Below are 19,814 nucleotides of genomic sequence, written 5' to 3' on the forward strand. Positions count from 1 at the left end.
ACCCAGCACCCCGCGCCCTTTTCCGGTTTCCTGGACCGATGAGCGAGGAGACCTCCACCCGTTCCACCGAGCGGCTGTTCAAGATCGCGATCACGCTGAAAGGCCTCGACGGGGCCCTTCAGCTGATCGGGGCGCTGATCCTGGCGTTCATCCCCGCGACGGTGGTCACCGGGTTCGTCAACGCGATCATCACCCGCGACCTGCTCGGCGACCCCTCCGGCACGCTCGCGCGGCATCTCGAAACCGCGGCCGAGCATTTCGCCGGAGGGGGCACCAAGACGTTCGCGGTCGCGTACCTGCTGGCGCACGGGCTGCTCAAGCTCGGCCTCGTCTGGGCGCTCGCGCGCAAGTGGGTGCGCGCCTATCCGGTCGCGATGATCGTGCTCGCCGCGTTCGTCGTGTACGAGATCTACCGCGCCTTCGAAACGCACTCCATCGCGCTGCCGTTCTTCGCCGCGCTCGACGCGATCATCATCGTGCTCGTCTATCGCGAGTACCGGAACCTCAAACGCGAGCGTGCTTAAGCCGCGGTGGTAAACCTTTCGGTGGTCAGCGCGGCCACATCCGGAGCTTCCACGAACAGCGCCGTCGCGTTGTCGCGGCCGCCCAGTGCGATGGCGGTCGCGACCAAAGCCGAGGCGCCGCGGGCCGGGTCGGCGAGGATTTCGTCGATGGTGGCGGGCGTCAGGACCTTGTGCACGCCGTCGCTGGTGAGCAGGAGACCGCCGTTCGGGGCTTCCGTCGTGCCGATTTCCTCTGGCTTCGTCGTGCGGACGCTCGTGGTCACCAGGTGTTCCATCCGCGGCGAGTACGGCTGGTGCCGCGAACGGAAGTACTCCGCCATCGTGTGGTCCCGGGTCAGCTTGTGGATCATCGACCCGTCCCACGAGTACGCCCGCGCGTCGCCGACCCACGCAATCCGGTACCCGCCGGCGAAGGGCATGGCCACCACGAGGACCGCGTCTCCGGTGCCGCCCAGCCGCCGGACCGCTTGCTGTGCGGCCAGAATCGCCTTCACCGGGCCGGACTCCAGCGGGGTGCGCGCGGCGGCCGCGGCGGCGACCTGGGCGGCTCGCCCGGCGCCGGGGTCGTCCCCGACGCCGTCGGCGAGTGCGAAGGTGATTCCGCGCGCCCCGGCGGCCGCGCAGGCGCTCACCGCGTCGGCGTTGCGCTCGCGCGGACCCTGCTCGCTCGCGGTGTGCCAGCGTGGATATCCGGCCATCGTGACCTCCCGGACGTTCGCGGCGGGTGACTCCCCGTGTGTTCCAGAATGCGCCTCGTTCCTGGGAAGAGGCTGAGGATTCCCCGGCCTACCGGGTGAGCTGGTAGACAGTTTGGCCACCGACCGCGGTCGCGGGGAAGTTCGCCGCCACCCACTCGGAGATGTCGCTCGACCCGCCGCCCCGGCCGCCCTCGACGTAGTACGCCACTTCGCCCGCCGCGACGTACTGCTTGAACTCCTCCAGCGTCGGTGCCGGATCGCTGCCGTCCCACCCGCCGATGCCGATCACGGACTTGCCGCTCGCCAGCTCCAGGCTCGCGGCCGACTGCGAACCGGTCGTCGCGGCGGCCCATTTCGTCGTCGTTCCGCCCAGCAACTGCCCGACGGACCCGTTCGCCTCGTCCATCATCCCGAAACCCATGCCGCTGGTACGCGGTCCCGAGGTTGGGATAGAACCGCTGTGCGGCAAGGAAACCGTCTCCACTGCGTACCCGGCAGTGCCGACGCCTAGCGTGATGACGATCGCGACGGCGAGCCCGGCCACCACTGTCCGCAGCCGCGGCACGCCGACCACCACCGTCGTGCTGACGAGCAACCCCAGCACCACGATCACCCAACGCAGCGCGGGAAACCAGTCCGGCGTGCGGTCGAGCAGGATGAAGTCCCACACCGCGGTCGCCGCGATCATCCCGCCCAGCACCATTCGCGGCGCGGGATGCGCCCGGCCGCGCCACAGCGCGTGGCCGGAAATCGCGACCAGCGCGGCGATCGCGGGCGCGAGCTGCACCGCGTAATACGGGTGCACGGTGCCGCTCATGAAGCTGAACACCAGCGCGGTCATGAAAAGCCAGCCGCCCCAGACCACCAGCGACGCCCGGGTCCGGTCGGTGCGCGCGGCCCGCCGGGTGAACCACAACCCGGCCACCAGGCCGATCAGCGCGGCGGGCAGCAGCCACGAGACCTCGGTGCCGAAGCTCGCGCCGAACATCCGCCCCAGGCCGGAGCTGCCGCCGAACGCGGTGTTCCCGCCGCCGCCCGGACCTCCGCCCATGCCACCGCCGTTGCCCTGCCCGCCGAAGATCCGGCCGAGCCCGTTGTACCCGAGCGCCAGCTCCAGCAGGCTGTTCCCGGTCGACCCGCCGATGTACGGCCGCGAAGCCGAAGGCCAGATCTCCACTAAAGCCACGAACCAACCGGCCGATACGAGCACCGCGACCCCGGCGTAAACCAAGTGCAGCAACCGTTTGCTCAACGCGACAGGTGCGGCGATCAGGTACGCCAGCGCGAACGCGGGCAGCACGAGAAAAGCTTGCAGCATCTTCGTCAAGAACCCGAAACCGATGGCCACGCCAGCGAAAACGAGCCATCGAGGGCTGGCCTTCTCGATCGCTCGCACCGTGCAGTACGCACCAGCGATCAGCAGCAGCGTGAGCAACGCGTCCGGGTTGTTGAAGCGGAACATCAGCGCGGCGACCGGCGTCAGCGCGAGCATCGCTCCGGCCAGCAACCCAGGCAGCGGCCCGGAAACCCGGCGCACAGTCAGGTACAGCAACCCCACCGACGCGACGCCCATCAGCGCCTGCGGAGCGAGCACGGTGAAGCTGGAGAACCCGAAGACCCGCGCGAAAGCCGTCCCGACCCACAGTGCGGCAGGCGGTTTGTCGACAGTGATCACGTTCCCGGCGTCCAGCGAACCGAACAGCCACGCCTTCAGGCTTTGCGTTCCCGATTGCACGGCCGCGGCGTAGAACGAGTTCCCGAACCCGGAAGCGGTCAGGTTCCAGAAGTACAGGACAGCGGTGAGCGCCAGCAGGCCGGACACCGACGGACGGATCCAACGCGGCTGCGCGCGGTCCGGCGTCTCCGAGGCGGCAGGCCGGGCGGACAGGACAGTGCTCAAGACGACTCCTCGGTAGCGGTCCGGCGCGGATTGAAGACCCAGCCCCGCAGCAGCAGGAAACGGAGCACGGTGGCGGCGAGGTTCGCCAGCACGAGCACGGTTGTCTCCAGGGCGAGCCCGGGATGGGTGGTGTGGTTGAGCAGGGCGAGTGAACCGCTGGTCAGCGCCAGTCCGAGGCCGAACACGAGCAGTCCCTCGAACTGGTGCCGCCCGGCACCGGCGCGGCCGCGGACGCCGAACGTCACCCGCCGGTTCACCGCGGTGTTCGCGATCGCGGTGACGAGCAGCGCGGTGAAGTTGGCCGCCTGCGCGCCGACCATGGTTCGCAGCAGCAGGAAAAGCAGCAGGTACGCGACCGTGCTGGCGACGCCGACCGCGGCGAACCGCACGAGTTGCTTGACCAGGCTCGGGGACACTCCGGGGGCCTCCACGCCGATCGGTTCGCGGCCGAGCTGCTCGCGCAGCCGGTGCACGGGGATTTCGCCGGTGAGGGTCGCACGGGTGACCCTGGCGATGCCTTTGAGGTCGGCGGCGGCGGTCGCGAGGAGGTCGACCGACGAGTCCGGGTCGTCGACCCAGTCGACCGGCACCTCGTGGATCCGCAACCCGGCGCGCTGGGCGAGCACGAGCAGTTCGGTGTCGAAGAACCAGCCGGTGTCGCGCACGTGGGGGAGCAGCGCGCGGGCGACGTCGGCGCGGATCGCCTTGAACCCGCATTGCGCGTCGGAGAACCTGGCGGCGAGCGTGCCGCGAAGAATCAGGTTGTAGCAGCGGGAGATGAACTCGCGTTTCGGCCCGCGCACCACGCGGGCGCCCCGGGCGAGCCTGCTGCCGATCGCGACGTCCGAGTGTCCGGACAGCAGCGGCGCGACGAGCGGGTCCAGCGCGGCCAGGTCTGTGGAGAGGTCCACGTCCATGTAGGCCAGTACGGCGGCGTCCGAGGCGGACCAGGCGGCCCGCAGCGCGCGCCCGCGGCCCTTCTCGTCCAGGTGGCACACCTCGACCTCGGGGAACTCCCGGGCGAGTTTCTCCGCTACGGCAAGGGTTTCGTCGGTGCTCGCGTTGTCCGCGACGGTGATCCGGTACGGGTAGCCGGCGCGTTCGGCGAGATGCGCCCGCAGTCTGCGGATGCACGGTTCGAGGTCGGTTTCCTCGTTGTAAACCGGGATGACGACGTCCAGCACGGGATGCGGGCCGCCGAGGCCGACCGGAGTCGTCCCGGGCCGCGGGGCGCCGCTGCGGGAGGGGGCGGTGGCGTTCATGGGTTCACCGTCGTCCGCCGGGCTTTGGCCACGTTGTGGTGTTCCTGTGCCAGCGCTGTGCGACGTACGCCCGCTCGGGTGATCTTGGCTGCACGGCGAGGAATCAGGCAGTCAGGTCGTAAACGGAGACACCGTCCACTGTGGTCATTCGGTAGTTCTCGGCCACCCACTGGACGATCCGGGCGGCGGCGTCGCTTCCGCTGCTGGAGCCGCTGGAGCCGCGCATCGTCATGCCGTCGCCGAGGAAGTAGCGGATCTGCCCTTGCCGGACGTACTGCTCGAACTGCGCGAGCGTCGGATACGGGTCGGTGCCGTTGAATCCGCCCACCGCGAGCACTGGTTTGCCGCTGCCGAGCTGGTATCCGGCGGCGTTGTTGGACCCGACGGTCGCGGCGGCCCACCGGTAGTCGCCGGAGTTCCGCAGCAAGGCGGTCAGGTTCGCGCCGGGCATCGTGGTGCCGAGCAGTCCGCCGCCGCCGAACATCTGCCGCGTGTTCGGTCCGGCGGATGGAATCGCGCCGCTGTGCGGAGTCGCCGCGGTAGCGAGGCTGTACGCCCCGGAGCCAGTGAGCAGAACGGCCAGCCCCAGCACCGCGGCGGTCCGGCCGAAGTGCTGGACGAAAAACAGCGCGAGAGCCGCCAGAATGCCGAGGACGAGGACCGTCGGCGCGAGCCACGGTTGCCAAGAACCGTTCAGCAGCAAGTAGCTCGCCACGGTCGTCACCGCGACGCCGCCGCTGAGCAGCCCGACAGCGGCCGGATTGCCGCGGATCCGCCACAACTGGACGGCGGCGGTCCCGACGAGCGCGGCGATCGCCGGGGCGAGCGCGACGGTGTAATACGGGTGGATGATCCCGCCCATGAAGCTGAACACCGCGGCGGTCACGATCAGCCAGCCGCCCCAGAGCAGCAGCGAAGCCCGGCCGCGGTCGGTGCGGGGCGCGTACCGGGTGAACCACAGGCCAGCGCCCAGCCCGAGCACCACCGCGGGCAGCAGCCACGCGATGCCGCCCGCCATTTCGCCGCCGAACAACCGGAACAGCCCGGTGCTGCCCCAGCCGCCGCCCGGGCTTCCGCCGACGCTGCCGGTCTCGTCGCCGGTGATGCGGCCGAAACCGTTGTAGCCCAAGGTAAGTTCGAGCAGGCTGTTGTTTTGCGACCCGCCGATGTACGGCCGGTCGGCGACCGGCCACAACGCCACGACCGCGAGGTACCAGCCCGCGGAAACCACAACTGCGGCGAGCCCGGCGAGCAAGTGCAGGAGACGCTTGCTCAGCGCGACCGGCGCGGCTACGAAGTAGGCGAGTGCGAAGGCGGGCAGGACGAGAAACGCTTGCAGCATTTTGGCGATAAAGCCGAATCCGATTGCCACGCCGGCGAAAACGATCCATCGGGGGCTGGCTTTTTCGATCGCCCGAACCACGCAGTAGGCGGCGGCGATCAGGAGCAGGACCAGCAAGGCGTCCGGGTTGTTGAAGCGGAAGATCAGTGCCGCTGCCGGGGTGAGGGTAAGGACCACACCGGCAAGCAATCCCGCCGCCGCGCCCGAAGGGCGCCGGACAGTCGCGTAAAGCAGCCACGTCGAGCCGACACCCATCAACGCTTGGGGCACCAGGATGCTCCACGCGTTCACGCCAAACAGCCGCGCGGACAGGCTCATCACCCAGAGCGCGGCGGGCGTCTTGTCGACGGTGATGCCGTTGGCGGCGTCGGTGGAGCCGAAGAGCAACGCCTTCCAGCTCTGCGATCCGGCTTGCGCGGCGGCGGAGTAGAACGCGTTGGCCCAGCCAGACGCGCTGAGATCCCACAGGTACAGCACAGCCGTGGCGACGAGCAGCGACACCAGGGCCGGACGCACCCACCTCGGCTCGGCGCGCTGTACCGGCGCGGCGGGAACGGCTGAGGAGGTCGCGACTGCGGTCATGCGGCCAGCCTCGCGGCGTGAGCTGGGGCCGGGATGTGCCTACCCTGTGTGCCCGCTGTGGGACTTGCGGTCATTGGCTGCTGGCGTGCGCTGAGCCGGGACCGCGATCGGCAGCCGCACCGCGAATTCCGTCCGGCCGGGACGGCTGCGCATGGCGATGGCGCCGTGGTGCGCGGTCAGCACGGCCGACGCGATCGCCAGGCCCAGCCCGGTCGAACCGGCTGCCCGCGACCGGGACGAATCGCCGCGCGCGAAGCGTTCGAACACCGCTGGCTGCAGGTCCGGCGGGATGCCCGGGCCGTCGTCGGTCACGGTCACCATGGCACTGCCGTCCGCGGCCCGGCTCAGGGCGGTGACCACCGTCGTGCCGGGCGGCGTGTGGACGCGGGCGTTCGCGAGCAGGTTCGCCAAAACCTGGTGCAGCCGTTGGACATCGCCCAGCACGAGGATCGGTTCGTCCGGCATCGAGAGCTGCCAGACGTGGTGCGGGCCGGCTACGTGCGCGTCGCCGACCGCGTCCGCGACCAGGCGAGTCAGGTCGACTTCCGCGACGTCCAGCGGACGGCCCGCGTCGAGGCGGGCGAGCAGGAGGAGGTCCTCGACGAGCGCGGTCATCCGGTCGGCCTCGGACTCGATCCGGGCCATCGAACGCGCGACGTCCGGCGGCGCGTGGCTGTCGGACCGCCCGGCGAGTTCGGCGTAACCGCGGATGGCGGCGAGCGGGGTGCGCAACTCGTGGCTGGCGTCGGCGACGAACCGGCGGACGCGCAGTTCGCTGGCGTGCCGGGCTTCGAGCGCGGACGAGATGTGGCCGAGCATGTGGTTCAGTGCCGCGCCGACCTGGCCGACTTCGGTGCGGGGGTCGGTGTCTTGAGCGGGGACGCGGACGGAGAGGTCTACGTCGCCTCGGTCCAGCGGGAGTTCGGAGACCCGGGAGGCGGTTTCCGCGACTCGGTCCAGCGGGCGGAGGGTGCGGCGGACGGCGAAGGCGCCTAGGAACGCAGCGCCGGTTACTCCGGCGGCGGCTACGCCGAAGAGGATCAGGCCGACGGTCAGCAGGGTTTGCTGCATAGGGGCCAGGGGGACGCCGGTGATGACGATGCCGTTGGGGACGGGGAACGCGGTGAGGCGGTAGTCGCCGAGGGGGCCGATGGTGCGGGTGTAGGGGCGGCCGGTGGTGGGGAGGTCTCGGAGGGCGGTCAGTTCGTCGGGGGTGAGGGTGATGCGCTGGCCGTGGGGGGAGAGCCAGCCGCCGGTGCCGGTTGTGCCGTCGGGGGAGAAGAGGGCGGTGACGGTGCCTGCGGCTTGGCCGGGGGCGTCGAGGGGGGTGCGTTCGTTGTCGTTGTCGTTGTCGGAGGGAGGGGCTGGGTGGGTGGAGAAGTCGAGGGCTCGGGCGGTGGCGGCGGAGAGCTGGGTGTCGGTTTGGGCGAGGAGGAAGGCTCGGAGGGCGAATTCGCTGATGACGCCGATGGCGAGGCAGACCAGGGAGAGGAGGGTGATCGTGGAGAGGGTGAGTTTCGTGCGCAGGGATCGCCTGCCCGGGTGGGCGGTCGGTCTCGCGCGGGAGTTCATGTGTCGAGCGTGCGGTTTGCGGGTGTGGGGGCGATGTGTGCTCGCTGTGAGTGCGCTGTGGGCGGCGGCTCGTCGCCCTGGGGGCGACATTGCGCCGGGGGTGGTTGCGTGGGGCACCCCGAAGGTTGATTGTGCTGACGGTTCGGGGGTGCTTGTCAAGGCGGGAAAGATGCCTTGACAAGCACCCCCGAACCGCAGAGAAGGCTTCGTATCGGGGTGTGGGGGAGGGGCTGGGTGCCTCGATGAGGTGGGTGTGTGGGCTGCGGTTTTGTGGTGGGGCTTGGGCTCGAATGTGGCGTTGGGTGCGTGGGGTGGCTGGTCGTGAGGGGAACCCTGAGGGAATCAGAGTCTGTGAAGGTGGCCCTCACGGATCGTGAGTCGCGGGGGTCAGCCCAGCGAGCGTGCGGCGGTGGTCGCTTGTTCGGCGTAGGAGCGTCCGAAAAGGACTGTGTGGACCAGGAGTGGGAAGAGTTGATGCAGGGCGATTCGGTCGCGGTAGCCGTCTGCCAGGGGTGCGAACTCGTCGTAGGCGGCGACGATTCGGTCTAGGTGCGGGCAGCCGAATAGGTGCAGCATCGCTAGATCCGTTTCCCGGTGACCGCCGTGGGCTGCTGGGTCGATCAGTACTGCGCCGTCTTCGTCCCACAGGACGTTGCCGTTCCACAGGTCTCCGTGCAGGCGGGCGGGTGGTTCGGGTGGGCCAGCTATCGACGGGATTCGTGTGCAGGCTCGTTCGAATACTGCGGGATCCAGGATGTGGGAGGCCATTCGGACGTACGGGAGGATTCGGTGTTCGGCGTACCACTCCGGCCATGAGTCGCCTGGGGAGTTGCGCATCGGGGCGGTTCCGATCCAGGCGTCGGTCGGGCCGTCTGGGGGAGGGGCGCCGAAGGCTGGGGCTCCGGCCGCGTGCAGGTGGGCGAGGTTTCGGCCGAACTCTTCCGCGTGTGAGGGGGTGGACTCGGCCACTCGGTCCAGTACCAGCCAGGTGTCGTCGGCGCCGTGCACCCGGGGGATGCGTACCGCGTCTGCTTCGGCGAGCCAGCGGAGTCCGGCTGCCTCGGCGCGGGTCGCGCCTGGGGCGTGGCCGCGTTTCACTATCGCCTCGAAACGGTGGTCGCCGTCGGTCAGTGTGACCTTACTGAGCGTGCCTGGGGTGCCGTGCGGGACTGCCTTGAGACCGGTGAGGCGCGTCGCCGCGGCGGCTGGTCCTTCGTTCTGTTGCCCGGAAACCACGTACCCGACGCTACGGGTGCGCGGCGGCGTCCGCTGATCGGTGCGGGTGTGGCAGGTGCCCCGCAGGCCGTCTTGTCAACCCTCTGGCCTAGACTCGGATGTCCCGGTCAGCAGGTGACCGGGGCGGTCCTGAGGGACTGTCCGCCCCCATCGTTTACCGCTCGAGGAGAAGACCTTGAAGAGCACCGTCGAGCAGCTCAGCCCGACGCGAGTGAAGATCAATGTCGAGGTGCCGTTCGACGAGCTCAAGCCGAACTTCGACGCCGCGTACCGGAAGATCGCCCAGCAGGTGCGCGTTCCCGGTTTCCGTCCCGGCAAGGTCCCCGCTCGCGTCCTGGAAAGCCGGATCGGCCGCGCGCCGGTGCTCGACGAGGTCGTCAACGAGGCCATTCCGGCCAAGTACATCGAGGCCGTCCGCGCGGGCGAGGTCCGGACGCTCGGCCAGCCCGAGTTCGAGGTGACCAAGCTCGAGGACCGCGAGGTGCTGGAGTTCAGCGCCGAGGTCGACGTGCGGCCGGAGATCGAGCTGCCCGACCTCGCCGGCCTCGAGATCAGCGTCGACGACGTCGAGACCACCGACGAAGAGGTCGCCGAGCAGCTCGACGAGCTGCGCGCCCGCTTCGGCACCCTGACCGGCGTCGAGCGCCCGGCCCAGAACGGCGACTTCGTGTCGATCGACCTCTCGGCCACCGTCGACGGCAAGGCCGTCGAGGAGGCCTCCACCACCGGCCTGTCCTACGAGATCGGCTCCGGCCAGCTCGTGGACGGCATCGACGAGGCGATCGTCGGCGCGACCGCGGGCGAGACCAAGGTGTTCACCACCAAGCTGGTCGCGGGCGAGTTCGCCGGCCAGGACGCCGAGGTCACCGTCACCGTGCAGTCGGTCAAGGAGCGCGAGCTGCCCGAGGCCGACGACGAGTTCGCGCAGCTGGCGAGCGAGTTCGACACGATCGACGAGCTGCGCGAGGACCTGCGCACCCGGCTCGGCCGCGTCAAGAAGATGCAGCAGGGCGTCCAGGCACGCGACAAGGTCCTCGAGATCCTGCTCGAGCGCACCGAGGTGCCGCTGCCGGAGAAGGTCGTCGAGGCCGAGATCGAGAACCGCAAGCACGACGCGGTCCACCCGTTCGACCACGACGAGGAGCAGTTCGCCAAGGCGCTGGAGGCCGAGGGCCGCACCCTCGACGAGTTCAACGCCGAGGTCAAGGAGGAGTCGGAGAAGGCCGTCCGCACGCAGCTGCTGCTGGACACCATCGCCGACAAGGAGAAGACGTCGGTCAACGACGGCGAGCTGACCGAGCGCATCATCTACCAGGCGCAGCGCTTCGGCGTCAGCCCGGACGAGTACGTGCAGCGGGCCCAGCAGTCCGGCCAGCTGACCGCGATCTACGCCGACGTCCGCCGCGGCAAGGCGCTCGCCTCGGTCGTGCGCGGCACCACGGTGAAGGACGCGTCCGGGTCCGAGGTCGACCTGAGCGAGCTGTTCGGCACGGACGAAGAAGCCCCGGCCGAAGAGACTCAGGTCACCGAAGAAGCGGCGGCGACCCCGGCCGAGTAAAGCTGTAAGCGAACTTGGGCGGTGTCAGGCATTCTGCACCGCCCAAGTTCGTTAGGGTCGGTTGCAAGATCTCAAGCATCTGAACACGACAGCGGCGGCGCGGCTCTTCCAGGCGGCCCGCCGCCGGTGAAAAGGCAGGCAGACGTGAAGCAGCACATGCCCGAGGGGCGGACCGGCACCGCGGGGCTCAACCTCACCGACTCGGTGTTCGAGCGGTTGCTCCAGGAGCGCATCGTCGTTCTCGGCTCCGAGGTCAACGACGAGGTCGCCAACCGGCTCACCGCGCAGCTCCTGCTGCTCGACGCGGACGACGCGGAGTCGGACATCCGGTTCTACATCAACTCGCCGGGCGGGTCCGTGACCGCGGGGTTCGCGATCTACGACACCATGCAGCTGATCCGCCCGGACGTGGCGACCTACGCGATGGGCATGGCGGCCTCGATGGGGCAGTTCCTGCTCTCCTCGGGCACCCCCGGCAAGCGCTACGCGCTCCCGCACGCGCGCATCCTGATGCACCAGCCGTCCGCGGGCGTCGGCGGCACCGCCTCCGACATCGCGATCCAGGCGGACCTGTTCAACAAGTGGAAGCAGGAGCTGGCGAAGATCACCGCCGAGCAGACCGGGCAGACCACCGAGCAGATCATCAAGGACGGCGACCGCGACCGCTGGTTCACCGCGCAGGAGGCGAAGGACTACGGCTTCGTCGACCACGTGCTGACCCGCGACAGCGGCCTGACCTCGAGCAACTGAGCCCGCAAGCACACAGGAGAGCGTCATGAGCAACTTCCGGCTCCCGGGTGACTTCCGGGCCCCGCAGACTCCGCAGTCGCGGTACATCCTCCCGTCCTACGTCGAGCGCACCAGCTACGGCGTGAAGGAGTCCAACCCGTACAACAAGCTGTACGAGGAGCGGACGATCTTCCTCGGCGTGCAGGTGGACGACGCGTCGGCCAACGACGTGATGGCCCAGCTGCTGCACCTCGAGCATGAGGACCCGGACCGCGACATCAGCATCTACATCAACTCCCCGGGCGGGTCGTTCACGTCGCTGATGGCGATCTACGACACCATGCAGTACATCCGCCCGGACATCTCGACCGTGTGCCTCGGCCAGGCCGCCTCGGCCGCCGCGGTCCTGCTGGCGGCGGGCACGCCGGGCAAGCGCATGGCGCTGCCGAACGCGCGCGTGCTGATCCACCAGCCGGCCACCGAGGGCACCTACGGGCAGGTCTCGGACCTGGAGATCCAGGCCAACGAGATCCAGCGCGTGCGCCGCCAGATGGAGGTCATCCTGGCCAAGCACACGAACAAGCAACCGGACGAGATCAAGGCCGACATCGAGCGGGACAAGATCCTCACCGCCGAGGAGGCCAAGGCCTACGGCCTGATCGACGAGGTGCTCCCGTACCGGAAGGCCTCGGCGAACTGACCGCGACGGGCCGGTGCGCGGCGAATCCGCGACGCGCACCGGCCCGCTGGTCTACTGTCGGTCGTCGACGTGCCCTATGGGGGTCGGGTGTTCCCGCCCGCGCCTCCGGGCGGGTACCGTCGGTGGCAATGCGTGTGGGTTCCGGGAACGCCTGGCAGTCCCGGGGCCGCCATCCAGTTGTGCAGGTGCGCTCGCGCACCGGAGGGGACGAGGTCAACGGCCATGGCACGGATCGGTGACGGCGGCGACCTGCTGAAGTGTTCTTTCTGCGGCAAGAGCCAGAAGCAGGTGAAGAAGCTCATTGCCGGGCCAGGGGTCTACATCTGCGATGAGTGCATCGACCTCTGCAACGAGATCATCGAAGAGGAGCTCGCCGAAGCCGGCGACGTGAAGCTCGACGAGCTGCCCAAGCCCGCCGACATCCACGAGTTCCTCGAGCAGTACATCATCGGCCAGGACGACGCGAAGAAGACGCTCGCGGTCGCGGTGTACAACCACTACAAGCGGATCCAGGCCGACGACAAGTCCGGCCCGAAGGACTCCAAGGACGAGCCGGTCGAGCTGGCCAAGTCGAACATCCTGATGCTCGGCCCCACCGGCTGCGGCAAGACCTACCTCGCGCAGACGCTGGCGAAGCTGCTGAACGTCCCGTTCGCCATCGCCGACGCCACCGCGCTCACCGAGGCGGGCTACGTCGGCGAGGACGTCGAGAACATCCTGCTCAAGCTGATCCAGGCGGCCGACTACGACGTCAAGCGCGCCGAGACCGGCATCATCTACATCGACGAGGTCGACAAGATCGCCCGCAAGAGCGAGAACCCGTCGATCACCCGCGACGTGTCCGGCGAGGGCGTGCAGCAGGCGCTGCTGAAAATCCTCGAGGGCACCACCGCGTCGGTGCCGCCGCAGGGCGGGCGCAAGCACCCGCACCAGGAATTCATCCAGATCGACACCACGAACGTGCTGTTCATCGTGGCGGGCGCGTTCGCCGGGCTGGAAAAGATCATCAACGAGCGGGTCGGCAAGCGCGGCCTCGGCTTCGGCGCGGAGATCCGCACCAAGGCCGAGATCGAGGGCAGCGACGTGTTCTCCGAGACCATGCCGGAGGACCTGATCAAGTTCGGGCTGATCCCGGAGTTCATCGGCCGGCTCCCGGTCGTGGCGACGGTGAACCACCTGGACAAGGAATCGCTCGTCTCGATCCTGACGCAGCCGCGCAACGCGCTGGTGAAGCAGTACAAGAAACTTTTCGAGATGGACAACGTCGAGCTGGAGTTCACCAAGACCGCGCTCGAGGCCATCGCCGACCAGGCCGTGCTGCGCGGCACCGGAGCCCGGGGCCTGCGCGCGATCATGGAGGAAGTCCTCCAGCCGGTCATGTACGACATCCCGAGCCGCGAGGACGTGGCGAAGGTCGTGATCACCGAGCAGACCGTGCGGGAGAACGTCAACCCGACGATCGTGGCTCGCCAGCCGTCGCGCCGCACCCGCAGCGAGCGCGGCGAGAAGTCGGCCTGACCCGGCCCTCGCCGGGCGTTAGCAGGAGTCGGCTGTCCGGGTGTCCTCGGCAGGCGCGATAATGGACAGGATGACAACCGTGCCGCTGACCGCACCCCGGGGGGACGAGACTGCCGACCCCGGCGAAGCGGTACCCGCCGAAACCGAGCCGTCCGCCGCGCCGGTCGGCCTCGTGGAGCTGAGCGAACGGGTCGCCGCGTCCGTGCTGACGCGGTTCCCGTGGCTGCTCCGCGCCTCCGAGATCCTGCTCGCGCTGTTCACCCTGGTATGCCTGGTCGCGGTCGGCACCCGGCTGTCGGCGCTGCCGCTGCTGCCGATCCCGCTGTTCGTGGTGTCGTGGCTGTTCCTGCGCCGCCTGCGCGGATCGGAGACGCGGGCGCAGCAGTTGCGCTGGTCGCTGCTGATGGCGCTGGCGGCGATGGTCGGATTCTGGGTGATGTCGGTCGTGGCCCGCTGGGTCTCGTAATTCCCTCGCGGGAAGTCCTTTTCACGTAGTGCGGATGTCCGAAGGCTGATTTCGCGCCCCGCAATCCGATGGCGGGGAGGGCGGACGTGAGAAAGCGCTAGCGTCGCTGCATTTCGACGGTTCGTCTCAAAAGGTAGACGGTTCGGCTGCGGGTGAAAACTGGAAACGACTCCGCACGGGAATCCTCGCCGCTGGCACCCCGACGCACGTGATCGACGAACTGGCGAGCCTCTTCTGACCTCAGCGAACCAAGCTCACGCCTTCTGCCGCAAATGCTTCCCCAAGAATCCCACCATGCTGGGCACCGTGGTCCGGAAAAACGTGTCGCTGTGCTTTCCGTGTGCCGTATACCCAATGGCCGGACGCGTTTCCGCGATATACCGCCGCACTCCGGTGATGAACGGATCCTCGGTCCCGCAGTAAACCGCCGTCGGAATGCCTTGCAGGGCGGACTGGTGGCGCAGCGGGTCGAGCGAAGTCCAGTCGGTCATGCCGGTGAAAATGCGCCGCTTCGCCATTTCCGGCCACGACGTGATCAGCGCGGGCGCGATCGCGGCGACCGCGGCGGGCGGCTGGCGGCGTTCGGCTCGGCGGCGGGCGTACAGCAGCGCTCCGAAGCCGCCCATCGACACTCCGGCGCACGCGAACGGCAGGCCGTCCGTGCCGCCGAAGCCGCGGGCGCGCAGCCATTGCGGGACTTCTTCCAGCAGCATCGCCATCGGGTCGTCGCCGGGGCGGACCTGGTGCCAGTAGTTGTCGCCGCCGTCGACGGCGAGGAAGCCGTAGGCGGGCACGGCCTTGCGGGCGACGTCGCTGCCCAATTGTTTCAGCAGGCCGCTCGGCGAAGCGGAGCGTGCGGAACCGTGCAGGCCGTGCAGCATCAGCGAGATCGGCAGTCCGGCCGGCGGCTTCTTGCTCGGCAGCAAAAACACGAGATCGACTTCCCGGCCGCGGGCGTGCGAGTAGACGCGTTCCACCCGCATGCTGCCCAGCTGGGTCACCGGCGTCGACGACGTCACGCCGAGTGCTCGCTGCATGGCCTGGTTGTACGGCACTACGCCGGTCGCGCTGCCCACCGCGAGCCCGGCGATGCCGAGGCCCGAAGCGCCCGCGATCAGCAGGGACCGGCGGCTCACCCGCCTTCGGCCCTCAGTCTCCTCGTTCACCCGATCCCCCTCACCCATATAGCGTAAGACGTGAGGAACGGGCGAAACGTTGCCCTCGGCGGATCTTCACTCGGTTGTTGTGATCAGACCCACGGACGCCCGGGCGGCGGCAGGACGGTCTCCGAGGCCGACGATCAGCGTCACGCAGAGTGGCGCGAGCACCTCGGTCACGCCGCGGTCGCCCCGGCCGAAGTGGCCCAGCAGTTCGAGGGTGACGTAGCCGTGCACCGCGCTCCACACCTGCGAGGCGACGGCTAGCGGGTCGCCCTTGAGGCGTCCGGCGTCGATGGTGCGCGCGACGGTGGCGACCATGCCCCGGAACGACGCCGCGGCTTCGGTGTCCGAGTTCTCTTTGAACAGATCGCTCACCGCTTGGCCCTGCGCGCCGGCCTCGCGGAACATCAGCGCGAACAGTTCCGGGTGCTCCACCGCGGTGCGGCGGTAGGCGAGGGCGAGCTGATACAGATCGGCCACCGGATCGTCGCTCTGGCCGACCGTCGCCATGTTCGCGATCAGCCGCCGGAACCCTTCTCGCGCAACGGCCTCGGTGAGCGCGGCCATCCCGCCGAAGTGGGTGTAGACGGCCATCGTGGAGGCACCGATTTCGGCCGCCAGCTTGCGGGCCTGCAGGGCTTCCGCGCCGCCGTCGGCCAGCAGCCGGATCGCCGCCTCGACCAGTTCCGTCCGCGCGTGTTCGCCCCGAGTCCGCTCGCTCATGCTTGCCAGTATCCCATAACCCTGTTATACCGGTGCTCATAACCACGTTATGGGCGGGAGCGGGTCATGAACAATCACTTCCTCGAAGGCAACTTCGCGCCGGTCGAGCGCGAATACACGAGCACCCGGCTGACGGTGACCGGACGGCTGCCGGACTACCTCGACGGCCGTTACCTGCGCAACGGGCCGAATCCGGCCGATCCGGATCCCGAAACGCACCACTGGTTCCTCGGCCGCGGCATGGTGCACGGCGTACGGCTGCGCGACGGCCGGGCCGAGTGGTACCGCAGCCGCCGGGTCGGGACTGACGAAGCCGGGGCCAACACCAACGTCATCGGGCACGCCGGGCGCACCATCGCGCTCGTCGAGGGCGGGCTGCCGCAGTGGGAGCTCAGCGAGGAGCTGGACACCCTCGGCGTCTGCGATTTCGACGGCACCCTCTTCGGCTACACGGCACACCCGAAGCGCGATCCGCGGACCGGCGAGCTGCACGCGGTCTCCTACCAATTCGGACTCGGGAACCGGGTGCAGTATTCGGTGATCGGCACCGACGGCCGGGCGCGGCGCACGGTCGACGTCGAGGTCACCGGCGCGCCGATGATGCATGATTTCTCGCTCACCGAACGGTATGTCGTGTTCTACGACCTGCCGGTCACCTTCGATCCGGACCAGGCCCCGGCGCCGGTCGACGTGCCCGACCCGCTGACCGCGCGCACCGGACGCGGCGTGAGTTCCTTGCCCTACCGATGGAATCCGGACTACCCGGCGCGCGTCGGCGTGATGCCGCGCGAAGGGGACAACAGCGACGTCCGCTGGTTCGACGTCGGCCAGTGCTACGTGTTCCACCCGCTCAACGCCTACGACGAGGACGACCGGATCGTGCTCGACGTGGTCCGGCATCCGAAGATGTTCGACCGCGCGCTGCACGGTCCGGCCGAAGGCGAGCCGACGCTCGACCGCTGGACCGTCGATCTCGCGCTCGGGAAAGTGGTCGAGGACCGGATCGACGAGCACGGCCAGGAGTTCCCGCGGGTGGACGAGCGGCTGGTCGGCCTGCCGCATCGCTACGGCTACTCGACGGCGGTCGACGACCGGGCGCGCAGCGCCGGCGCGGTGTACAAACACGACCTGCGCAAGGGAACCGTGGACGTGCACCGGTTCGGTCCCGGACGCGAGCCGGGCGAATTCGTGTTCGTTCCGTCCGGCGCGGACGCGGGCGAGGACGAGGGGGTGCTGATGGGCTATGTCTACGACGCCGCCGAGGCGCGCAGCGATCTTGTCCTGCTCGACGCGGGCACCCTCGAAACCGTCGCCGCCGTGCAGTTGCCGGACCGGGTCCCGCACGGCTTCCACGGCAACTGGGTGCCCGCCGGGGCGTGATCAGGTGAGCAGGCGCTGGTCCCCGGTGTAGAGGTTCATGCTGTCGCCGCGCAGGAAACCGATCAGCGTCATGCCGTTCTCCTCGGCCAGTTCGACCGCGAGCGAGGACGGCGCGGACACCGCGGCGAGCAGGCCGATACCGGCCATCGCGGCCTTCTGCACGAGTTCGAACGAGGCGCGGCCTGAGACCAGCAAGCCCAGATCGGGCGCTGGGATCCGGCCCGCCTGCAGAGCCCAGCCGAGCACCTTGTCCACCGCGTTGTGCCGTCCGACGTCCTCGCGCACGACGACGAGCTGACCGTCCGAAGTGAACAGTCCGGCGGCGTGCAGGCCACCGGTCGAGGCGAACACTTTCTGCTCTTCCCGCAACCGATCCGGCAGCTGGGTGAGGACGTCGGTCTTCACCGTGAACTCGGACGCGGCGGGGGAGAACCGGCTGCGCAGCTTCACCGCGTCGAGCGCGGCCTTGCCGCAGACGCCGCACGACGAGGTGGTGTAGAAGTTCCGCTCGACACCGGTGTCCGGCGGGGCGACGCCCTCGGCGAGTGCGATGTCGAGCACGTTGTAGGTGTTGCGGCCCTGGTCGTCGACCCCGTCGCAGTAGCGCGCCACGGCCACGTCCTCACGAGACCCCAGCACGCCCTCGGACAGCAGGAATCCGTGCGCCAGTTCGACGTCGTGACCCGGCGTGCGCATGGTCACCGCCAGTGCCTTGCCGCCGACCCGCAGTTCGAGCGGTTCTTCGGCGGCCAGCGAGTCCGGCCGGCTCCGCTGCCCGGTCGCGGAGATCCGCCGTACCGGCCGCCGCACCGTCACTCTGCCCATCGCCCGCTCCCGCTCGTTTTGTCGTCTTTGGCGCTGTCGGTTGTCGTCATCGACAAGACAGCCTCAGGTCATTCGACAGTCATCCGGCGCAACGCCGAGGATCTGGTAAACCATTCCCAGCACCTCGTCACTGTTGGGAGGAGACCGCCGATGGCTGTCCCCGGCTTTCTTGCCCGTTCCCGCATCGTCGCACCGCCCGGCTGGACCCGCTGGCTCGTGCCGCCCGCGGCGCTGTCCATCCACCTGTCGATCGGCCAAGCCTACGCGTGGAGTGTTTTCAAGACGCCGCTGGAGAAGACCCTGGGACTGTCCGGCACGCAGTCCGGCCTGCCGTTCCAGCTCGGCATCGTGATGCTGGGGCTGTCCGCCGCGTTCGGCGGCACCCTGGTCGAGCGCAACGGGCCGCGCTGGGCGATGGCCGTCGCGACAGTCTGTTTCTCGACCGGGTTCCTGCTCGCCGCGCTCGGCGTCGCGACCGGGCAGTTCTGGCTCGTGGTGGCCGGCTACGGCGGGGTCGGCGGGATCGGCCTCGGCATCGGCTACATCTCGCCGGTGTCGACATTGATCAAATGGTTCCCGGACCGGCCGGGCATGGCCACCGGGATCGCGATCATGGGCTTCGGCGGCGGCGCGCTGATCGCGTCGCCGTGGTCGTCGGCGATGCTCGGCACCTCGCCCACGACCGGCGACATCGCGACGGCGTTCCTGATCCACGGGATCGTGTACGCGGTCTTCATGACGATGGGCGTGCTGATCGTCCGCGTCCCGGCCGACGACTGGCGTCCGGCTGGCGAGGTGAAGCAGGCCGCGGCGAAGCCAATGATCTCCACGGCGAACGTCTCGGCGGCGAACGCGTTGAAGACGCCGCAGTTCTGGTGTCTCTGGATTGTCTTGTGCCTCAACGTGACCGCGGGCATCGGCATCCTGGAGAAGGCCGCGCCGATGATCACCGACTTCTTCAAGGGCACCTCGGCCCCGGTCGGCGCCGCGTCCGCCGCGGGGTTCGTCGCGCTGCTCTCGCTGACCAACATGCTGGGCCGGTTCGTCTGGTCGTCGGCCTCGGATCTGGTGGGGCGCAAGAACATCTACCGGTTCTACCTCGGCGTCGGCGCGCTGCTGTACCTCGTGATCGCGCTGACCACGAACGGCTCGAAGCTCGTGTTCGTGCTGTGCGCGATGCTGATCCTGTCCTTCTACGGCGGCGGGTTCGCGACGCTGCCGGCGTACCTCAAGGACCTGTTCGGCACCTATCAGGTGGGCGCGATCCACGGCAGGCTGCTGACCGCGTGGTCGGCGGCGGGCGTGCTCGGGCCGCTGATCGTGGACGGGATCGCCGACAGCCAGAAGGCCGCCGGCAAGGCCGGTCCGGACCTTTACCAGCTGTCGTTCTGGATCATGATCGGCCTGCTGGTGGTCGGGTTCGTCGCGAACGAATGCGTGCGCCCGGTGAAGGAGAAATTCCACGAACCGGCCGGTGCGGCCGCGGTGGGGAGTGAAGCCTGATGACGAGTGCCGAGGGCCGCTCCGGCGGCCGGACCCTCCTGCTGGTGATCGCCTGGCTGTGGGTGCTCGCCCCGTTCGGCTACGGCGTGGTCGAGCTGATCCGGAAGGTGGTCGGGCTGTTCGGCGGCTGAGCACC

The 19,814-nt window shown here is 69.1% G+C and carries 18 protein-coding genes; 9 read left to right on the forward strand and 9 right to left on the reverse strand.

Features of this window, described 5'->3' with window-relative positions; genetic code table 11:
* The first annotated feature begins 38 nt into the window (after nt 1–38).
* Nucleotides 39–524: a DUF2127 domain-containing protein gene (locus ACZ63D_RS19735; protein WP_465355764.1), complete on the forward strand. Its 486-nt coding sequence runs from the start codon at nt 39–41 to the stop codon at nt 522–524.
* Here the strand turns inward: ACZ63D_RS19735 and ACZ63D_RS19740 are convergent.
* From ACZ63D_RS19740 to ACZ63D_RS19765, 6 genes are all read right to left on the reverse strand, one after another.
* Nucleotides 521–1,222 carry a PP2C family protein-serine/threonine phosphatase gene (locus ACZ63D_RS19740; RefSeq protein ID WP_465355765.1) on the reverse strand — a complete coding sequence of 234 codons (702 nt, stop codon included), beginning with the start codon at nt 1,220–1,222 and terminating at the stop codon, nt 521–523. The genes ACZ63D_RS19735 and ACZ63D_RS19740 overlap by 4 nt on opposite strands.
* Nucleotides 1,223–1,310: 88 nt before the next feature.
* Nucleotides 1,311–3,122, reverse strand: coding sequence for an ArnT family glycosyltransferase (locus ACZ63D_RS19745; protein ID WP_465355766.1), 1,812 nt, complete (start codon nt 3,120–3,122; stop codon nt 1,311–1,313).
* The gene (locus ACZ63D_RS19750; protein WP_465355767.1) at nt 3,119–4,384 is read right to left on the reverse strand and encodes a bifunctional glycosyltransferase family 2/GtrA family protein; all 1,266 of its coding nucleotides are present in this window, start codon (nt 4,382–4,384) and stop codon (nt 3,119–3,121) included. Before ACZ63D_RS19750 ends, ACZ63D_RS19745 begins: the two co-directional genes overlap by 4 nt.
* 103 nt (nt 4,385–4,487) lie before the next feature.
* On the reverse strand, nt 4,488–6,308 hold the full coding sequence (locus ACZ63D_RS19755; protein WP_465355768.1) for an ArnT family glycosyltransferase: 1,821 nt from the start codon (nt 6,306–6,308) through the stop codon (nt 4,488–4,490).
* 39 nt (nt 6,309–6,347) lie between these two features.
* Complete coding sequence (locus ACZ63D_RS19760) at nt 6,348–7,880, reverse strand: sensor histidine kinase (RefSeq protein ID WP_465355769.1); 1,533 nt, start codon at nt 7,878–7,880, stop codon at nt 6,348–6,350.
* A 387-nt stretch (nt 7,881–8,267) separates the two neighbouring features.
* Nucleotides 8,268–9,116: a fructosamine kinase family protein gene (locus tag ACZ63D_RS19765; protein ID WP_465355770.1), complete on the reverse strand. Its 849-nt coding sequence runs from the start codon at nt 9,114–9,116 to the stop codon at nt 8,268–8,270.
* Nucleotides 9,117–9,291: 175 nt separating this feature from the next.
* Between ACZ63D_RS19765 and tig the strand changes: the two genes are divergently transcribed.
* From tig to ACZ63D_RS19790, 5 genes are all read left to right on the forward strand, one after another.
* Entirely contained in the window at nt 9,292–10,674 is a 1,383-nt protein-coding gene (gene tig, locus ACZ63D_RS19770; protein WP_465355771.1) for a trigger factor, read from the forward strand.
* A 144-nt stretch (nt 10,675–10,818) separates the two neighbouring features.
* Nucleotides 10,819–11,424, forward strand: coding sequence for a ClpP family protease (locus ACZ63D_RS19775; protein ID WP_037813861.1), 606 nt, complete (start codon nt 10,819–10,821; stop codon nt 11,422–11,424).
* 25 nt (nt 11,425–11,449) lie between these two features.
* Nucleotides 11,450–12,103, forward strand: coding sequence for an ATP-dependent Clp protease proteolytic subunit (locus ACZ63D_RS19780; RefSeq protein ID WP_465355772.1), 654 nt, complete (start codon nt 11,450–11,452; stop codon nt 12,101–12,103).
* 222 nt (nt 12,104–12,325) lie between these two features.
* Nucleotides 12,326–13,621, forward strand: coding sequence for an ATP-dependent Clp protease ATP-binding subunit ClpX (gene clpX, locus ACZ63D_RS19785; RefSeq protein ID WP_009081145.1), 1,296 nt, complete (start codon nt 12,326–12,328; stop codon nt 13,619–13,621).
* 70 nt (nt 13,622–13,691) lie between these two features.
* Entirely contained in the window at nt 13,692–14,087 is a 396-nt protein-coding gene (locus ACZ63D_RS19790; protein WP_465355773.1) for a hypothetical protein, read from the forward strand.
* Nucleotides 14,088–14,341: 254 nt separating this feature from the next.
* On the opposite strand, the gene ACZ63D_RS19795 is transcribed toward ACZ63D_RS19790, so the two are convergent.
* Together ACZ63D_RS19795 and ACZ63D_RS19800 are read right to left on the reverse strand one after the other, a co-directional pair.
* Nucleotides 14,342–15,271: an alpha/beta hydrolase gene (locus ACZ63D_RS19795; RefSeq protein WP_465355774.1), complete on the reverse strand. Its 930-nt coding sequence runs from the start codon at nt 15,269–15,271 to the stop codon at nt 14,342–14,344.
* Between the two features lie 48 nt (nt 15,272–15,319).
* Nucleotides 15,320–15,970, reverse strand: a complete 651-nt coding sequence (locus tag ACZ63D_RS19800) for a TetR/AcrR family transcriptional regulator (protein WP_465355775.1) — start codon at nt 15,968–15,970, stop codon at nt 15,320–15,322.
* A 66-nt stretch (nt 15,971–16,036) separates the two neighbouring features.
* On the opposite strand from ACZ63D_RS19800, the gene ACZ63D_RS19805 reads away from it, so the two are divergent.
* Nucleotides 16,037–17,350 (forward strand): carotenoid oxygenase family protein, encoded by a 1,314-nt coding sequence (locus ACZ63D_RS19805; RefSeq protein WP_465355776.1) that lies wholly within the window; start codon nt 16,037–16,039, stop codon nt 17,348–17,350.
* Here the strand turns inward: ACZ63D_RS19805 and fdhD are convergent, their stop codons facing one another.
* Nucleotides 17,351–18,175: a formate dehydrogenase accessory sulfurtransferase FdhD gene (gene fdhD / locus ACZ63D_RS19810; protein WP_465355777.1), complete on the reverse strand. Its 825-nt coding sequence runs from the start codon at nt 18,173–18,175 to the stop codon at nt 17,351–17,353. It abuts the gene before it with no gap.
* Between the two features lie 150 nt (nt 18,176–18,325).
* On the opposite strand from fdhD, the gene ACZ63D_RS19815 reads away from it, so the two are divergent.
* Nucleotides 18,326–19,678, forward strand: coding sequence for an OFA family MFS transporter (locus ACZ63D_RS19815; RefSeq protein ID WP_465355778.1), 1,353 nt, complete (start codon nt 18,326–18,328; stop codon nt 19,676–19,678).
* Nucleotides 19,678–19,809, forward strand: coding sequence for an MFS transporter small subunit (locus ACZ63D_RS19820; protein WP_255409770.1), 132 nt, complete (start codon nt 19,678–19,680; stop codon nt 19,807–19,809). The genes ACZ63D_RS19815 and ACZ63D_RS19820 overlap by 1 nt, the downstream gene beginning before the upstream one ends.
* Nucleotides 19,810–19,814 lie beyond the last annotated feature (5 nt).

The sequence above is a fragment of the Amycolatopsis sp. NPDC104775 genome (assembly GCF_055583325.1).

What these genes read in the sequence shown, in the direction of transcription:
- fdhD (WP_465355777.1), bottom strand. Translation starts at nt 18,175, where the DNA reads ATGGGCAGAGTGACGGTGCGGCGGCCGGTACGGCGGATCTCCGCGACC.
- clpX (WP_009081145.1), top strand. Translation starts at nt 12,326, where the DNA reads ATGGCACGGATCGGTGACGGCGGCGACCTGCTGAAGTGTTCTTTCTGC.
- ACZ63D_RS19750 (WP_465355767.1), bottom strand. Translation starts at nt 4,384, where the DNA reads ATGAACGCCACCGCCCCCTCCCGCAGCGGCGCCCCGCGGCCCGGGACG.
- ACZ63D_RS19820 (WP_255409770.1), top strand. Translation starts at nt 19,678, where the DNA reads ATGACGAGTGCCGAGGGCCGCTCCGGCGGCCGGACCCTCCTGCTGGTG.
- ACZ63D_RS19760 (WP_465355769.1), bottom strand. Translation starts at nt 7,880, where the DNA reads ATGAACTCCCGCGCGAGACCGACCGCCCACCCGGGCAGGCGATCCCTG.
- ACZ63D_RS19815 (WP_465355778.1), top strand. Translation starts at nt 18,326, where the DNA reads ATGGCTGTCCCCGGCTTTCTTGCCCGTTCCCGCATCGTCGCACCGCCC.
- ACZ63D_RS19790 (WP_465355773.1), top strand. Translation starts at nt 13,692, where the DNA reads ATGACAACCGTGCCGCTGACCGCACCCCGGGGGGACGAGACTGCCGAC.
- ACZ63D_RS19740 (WP_465355765.1), bottom strand. Translation starts at nt 1,222, where the DNA reads ATGGCCGGATATCCACGCTGGCACACCGCGAGCGAGCAGGGTCCGCGC.
- ACZ63D_RS19795 (WP_465355774.1), bottom strand. Translation starts at nt 15,271, where the DNA reads ATGGGTGAGGGGGATCGGGTGAACGAGGAGACTGAGGGCCGAAGGCGG.
- ACZ63D_RS19755 (WP_465355768.1), bottom strand. Translation starts at nt 6,308, where the DNA reads ATGACCGCAGTCGCGACCTCCTCAGCCGTTCCCGCCGCGCCGGTACAG.
- ACZ63D_RS19805 (WP_465355776.1), top strand. Translation starts at nt 16,037, where the DNA reads ATGAACAATCACTTCCTCGAAGGCAACTTCGCGCCGGTCGAGCGCGAA.
- ACZ63D_RS19780 (WP_465355772.1), top strand. Translation starts at nt 11,450, where the DNA reads ATGAGCAACTTCCGGCTCCCGGGTGACTTCCGGGCCCCGCAGACTCCG.
- ACZ63D_RS19800 (WP_465355775.1), bottom strand. Translation starts at nt 15,970, where the DNA reads ATGAGCGAGCGGACTCGGGGCGAACACGCGCGGACGGAACTGGTCGAG.
- ACZ63D_RS19735 (WP_465355764.1), top strand. Translation starts at nt 39, where the DNA reads ATGAGCGAGGAGACCTCCACCCGTTCCACCGAGCGGCTGTTCAAGATC.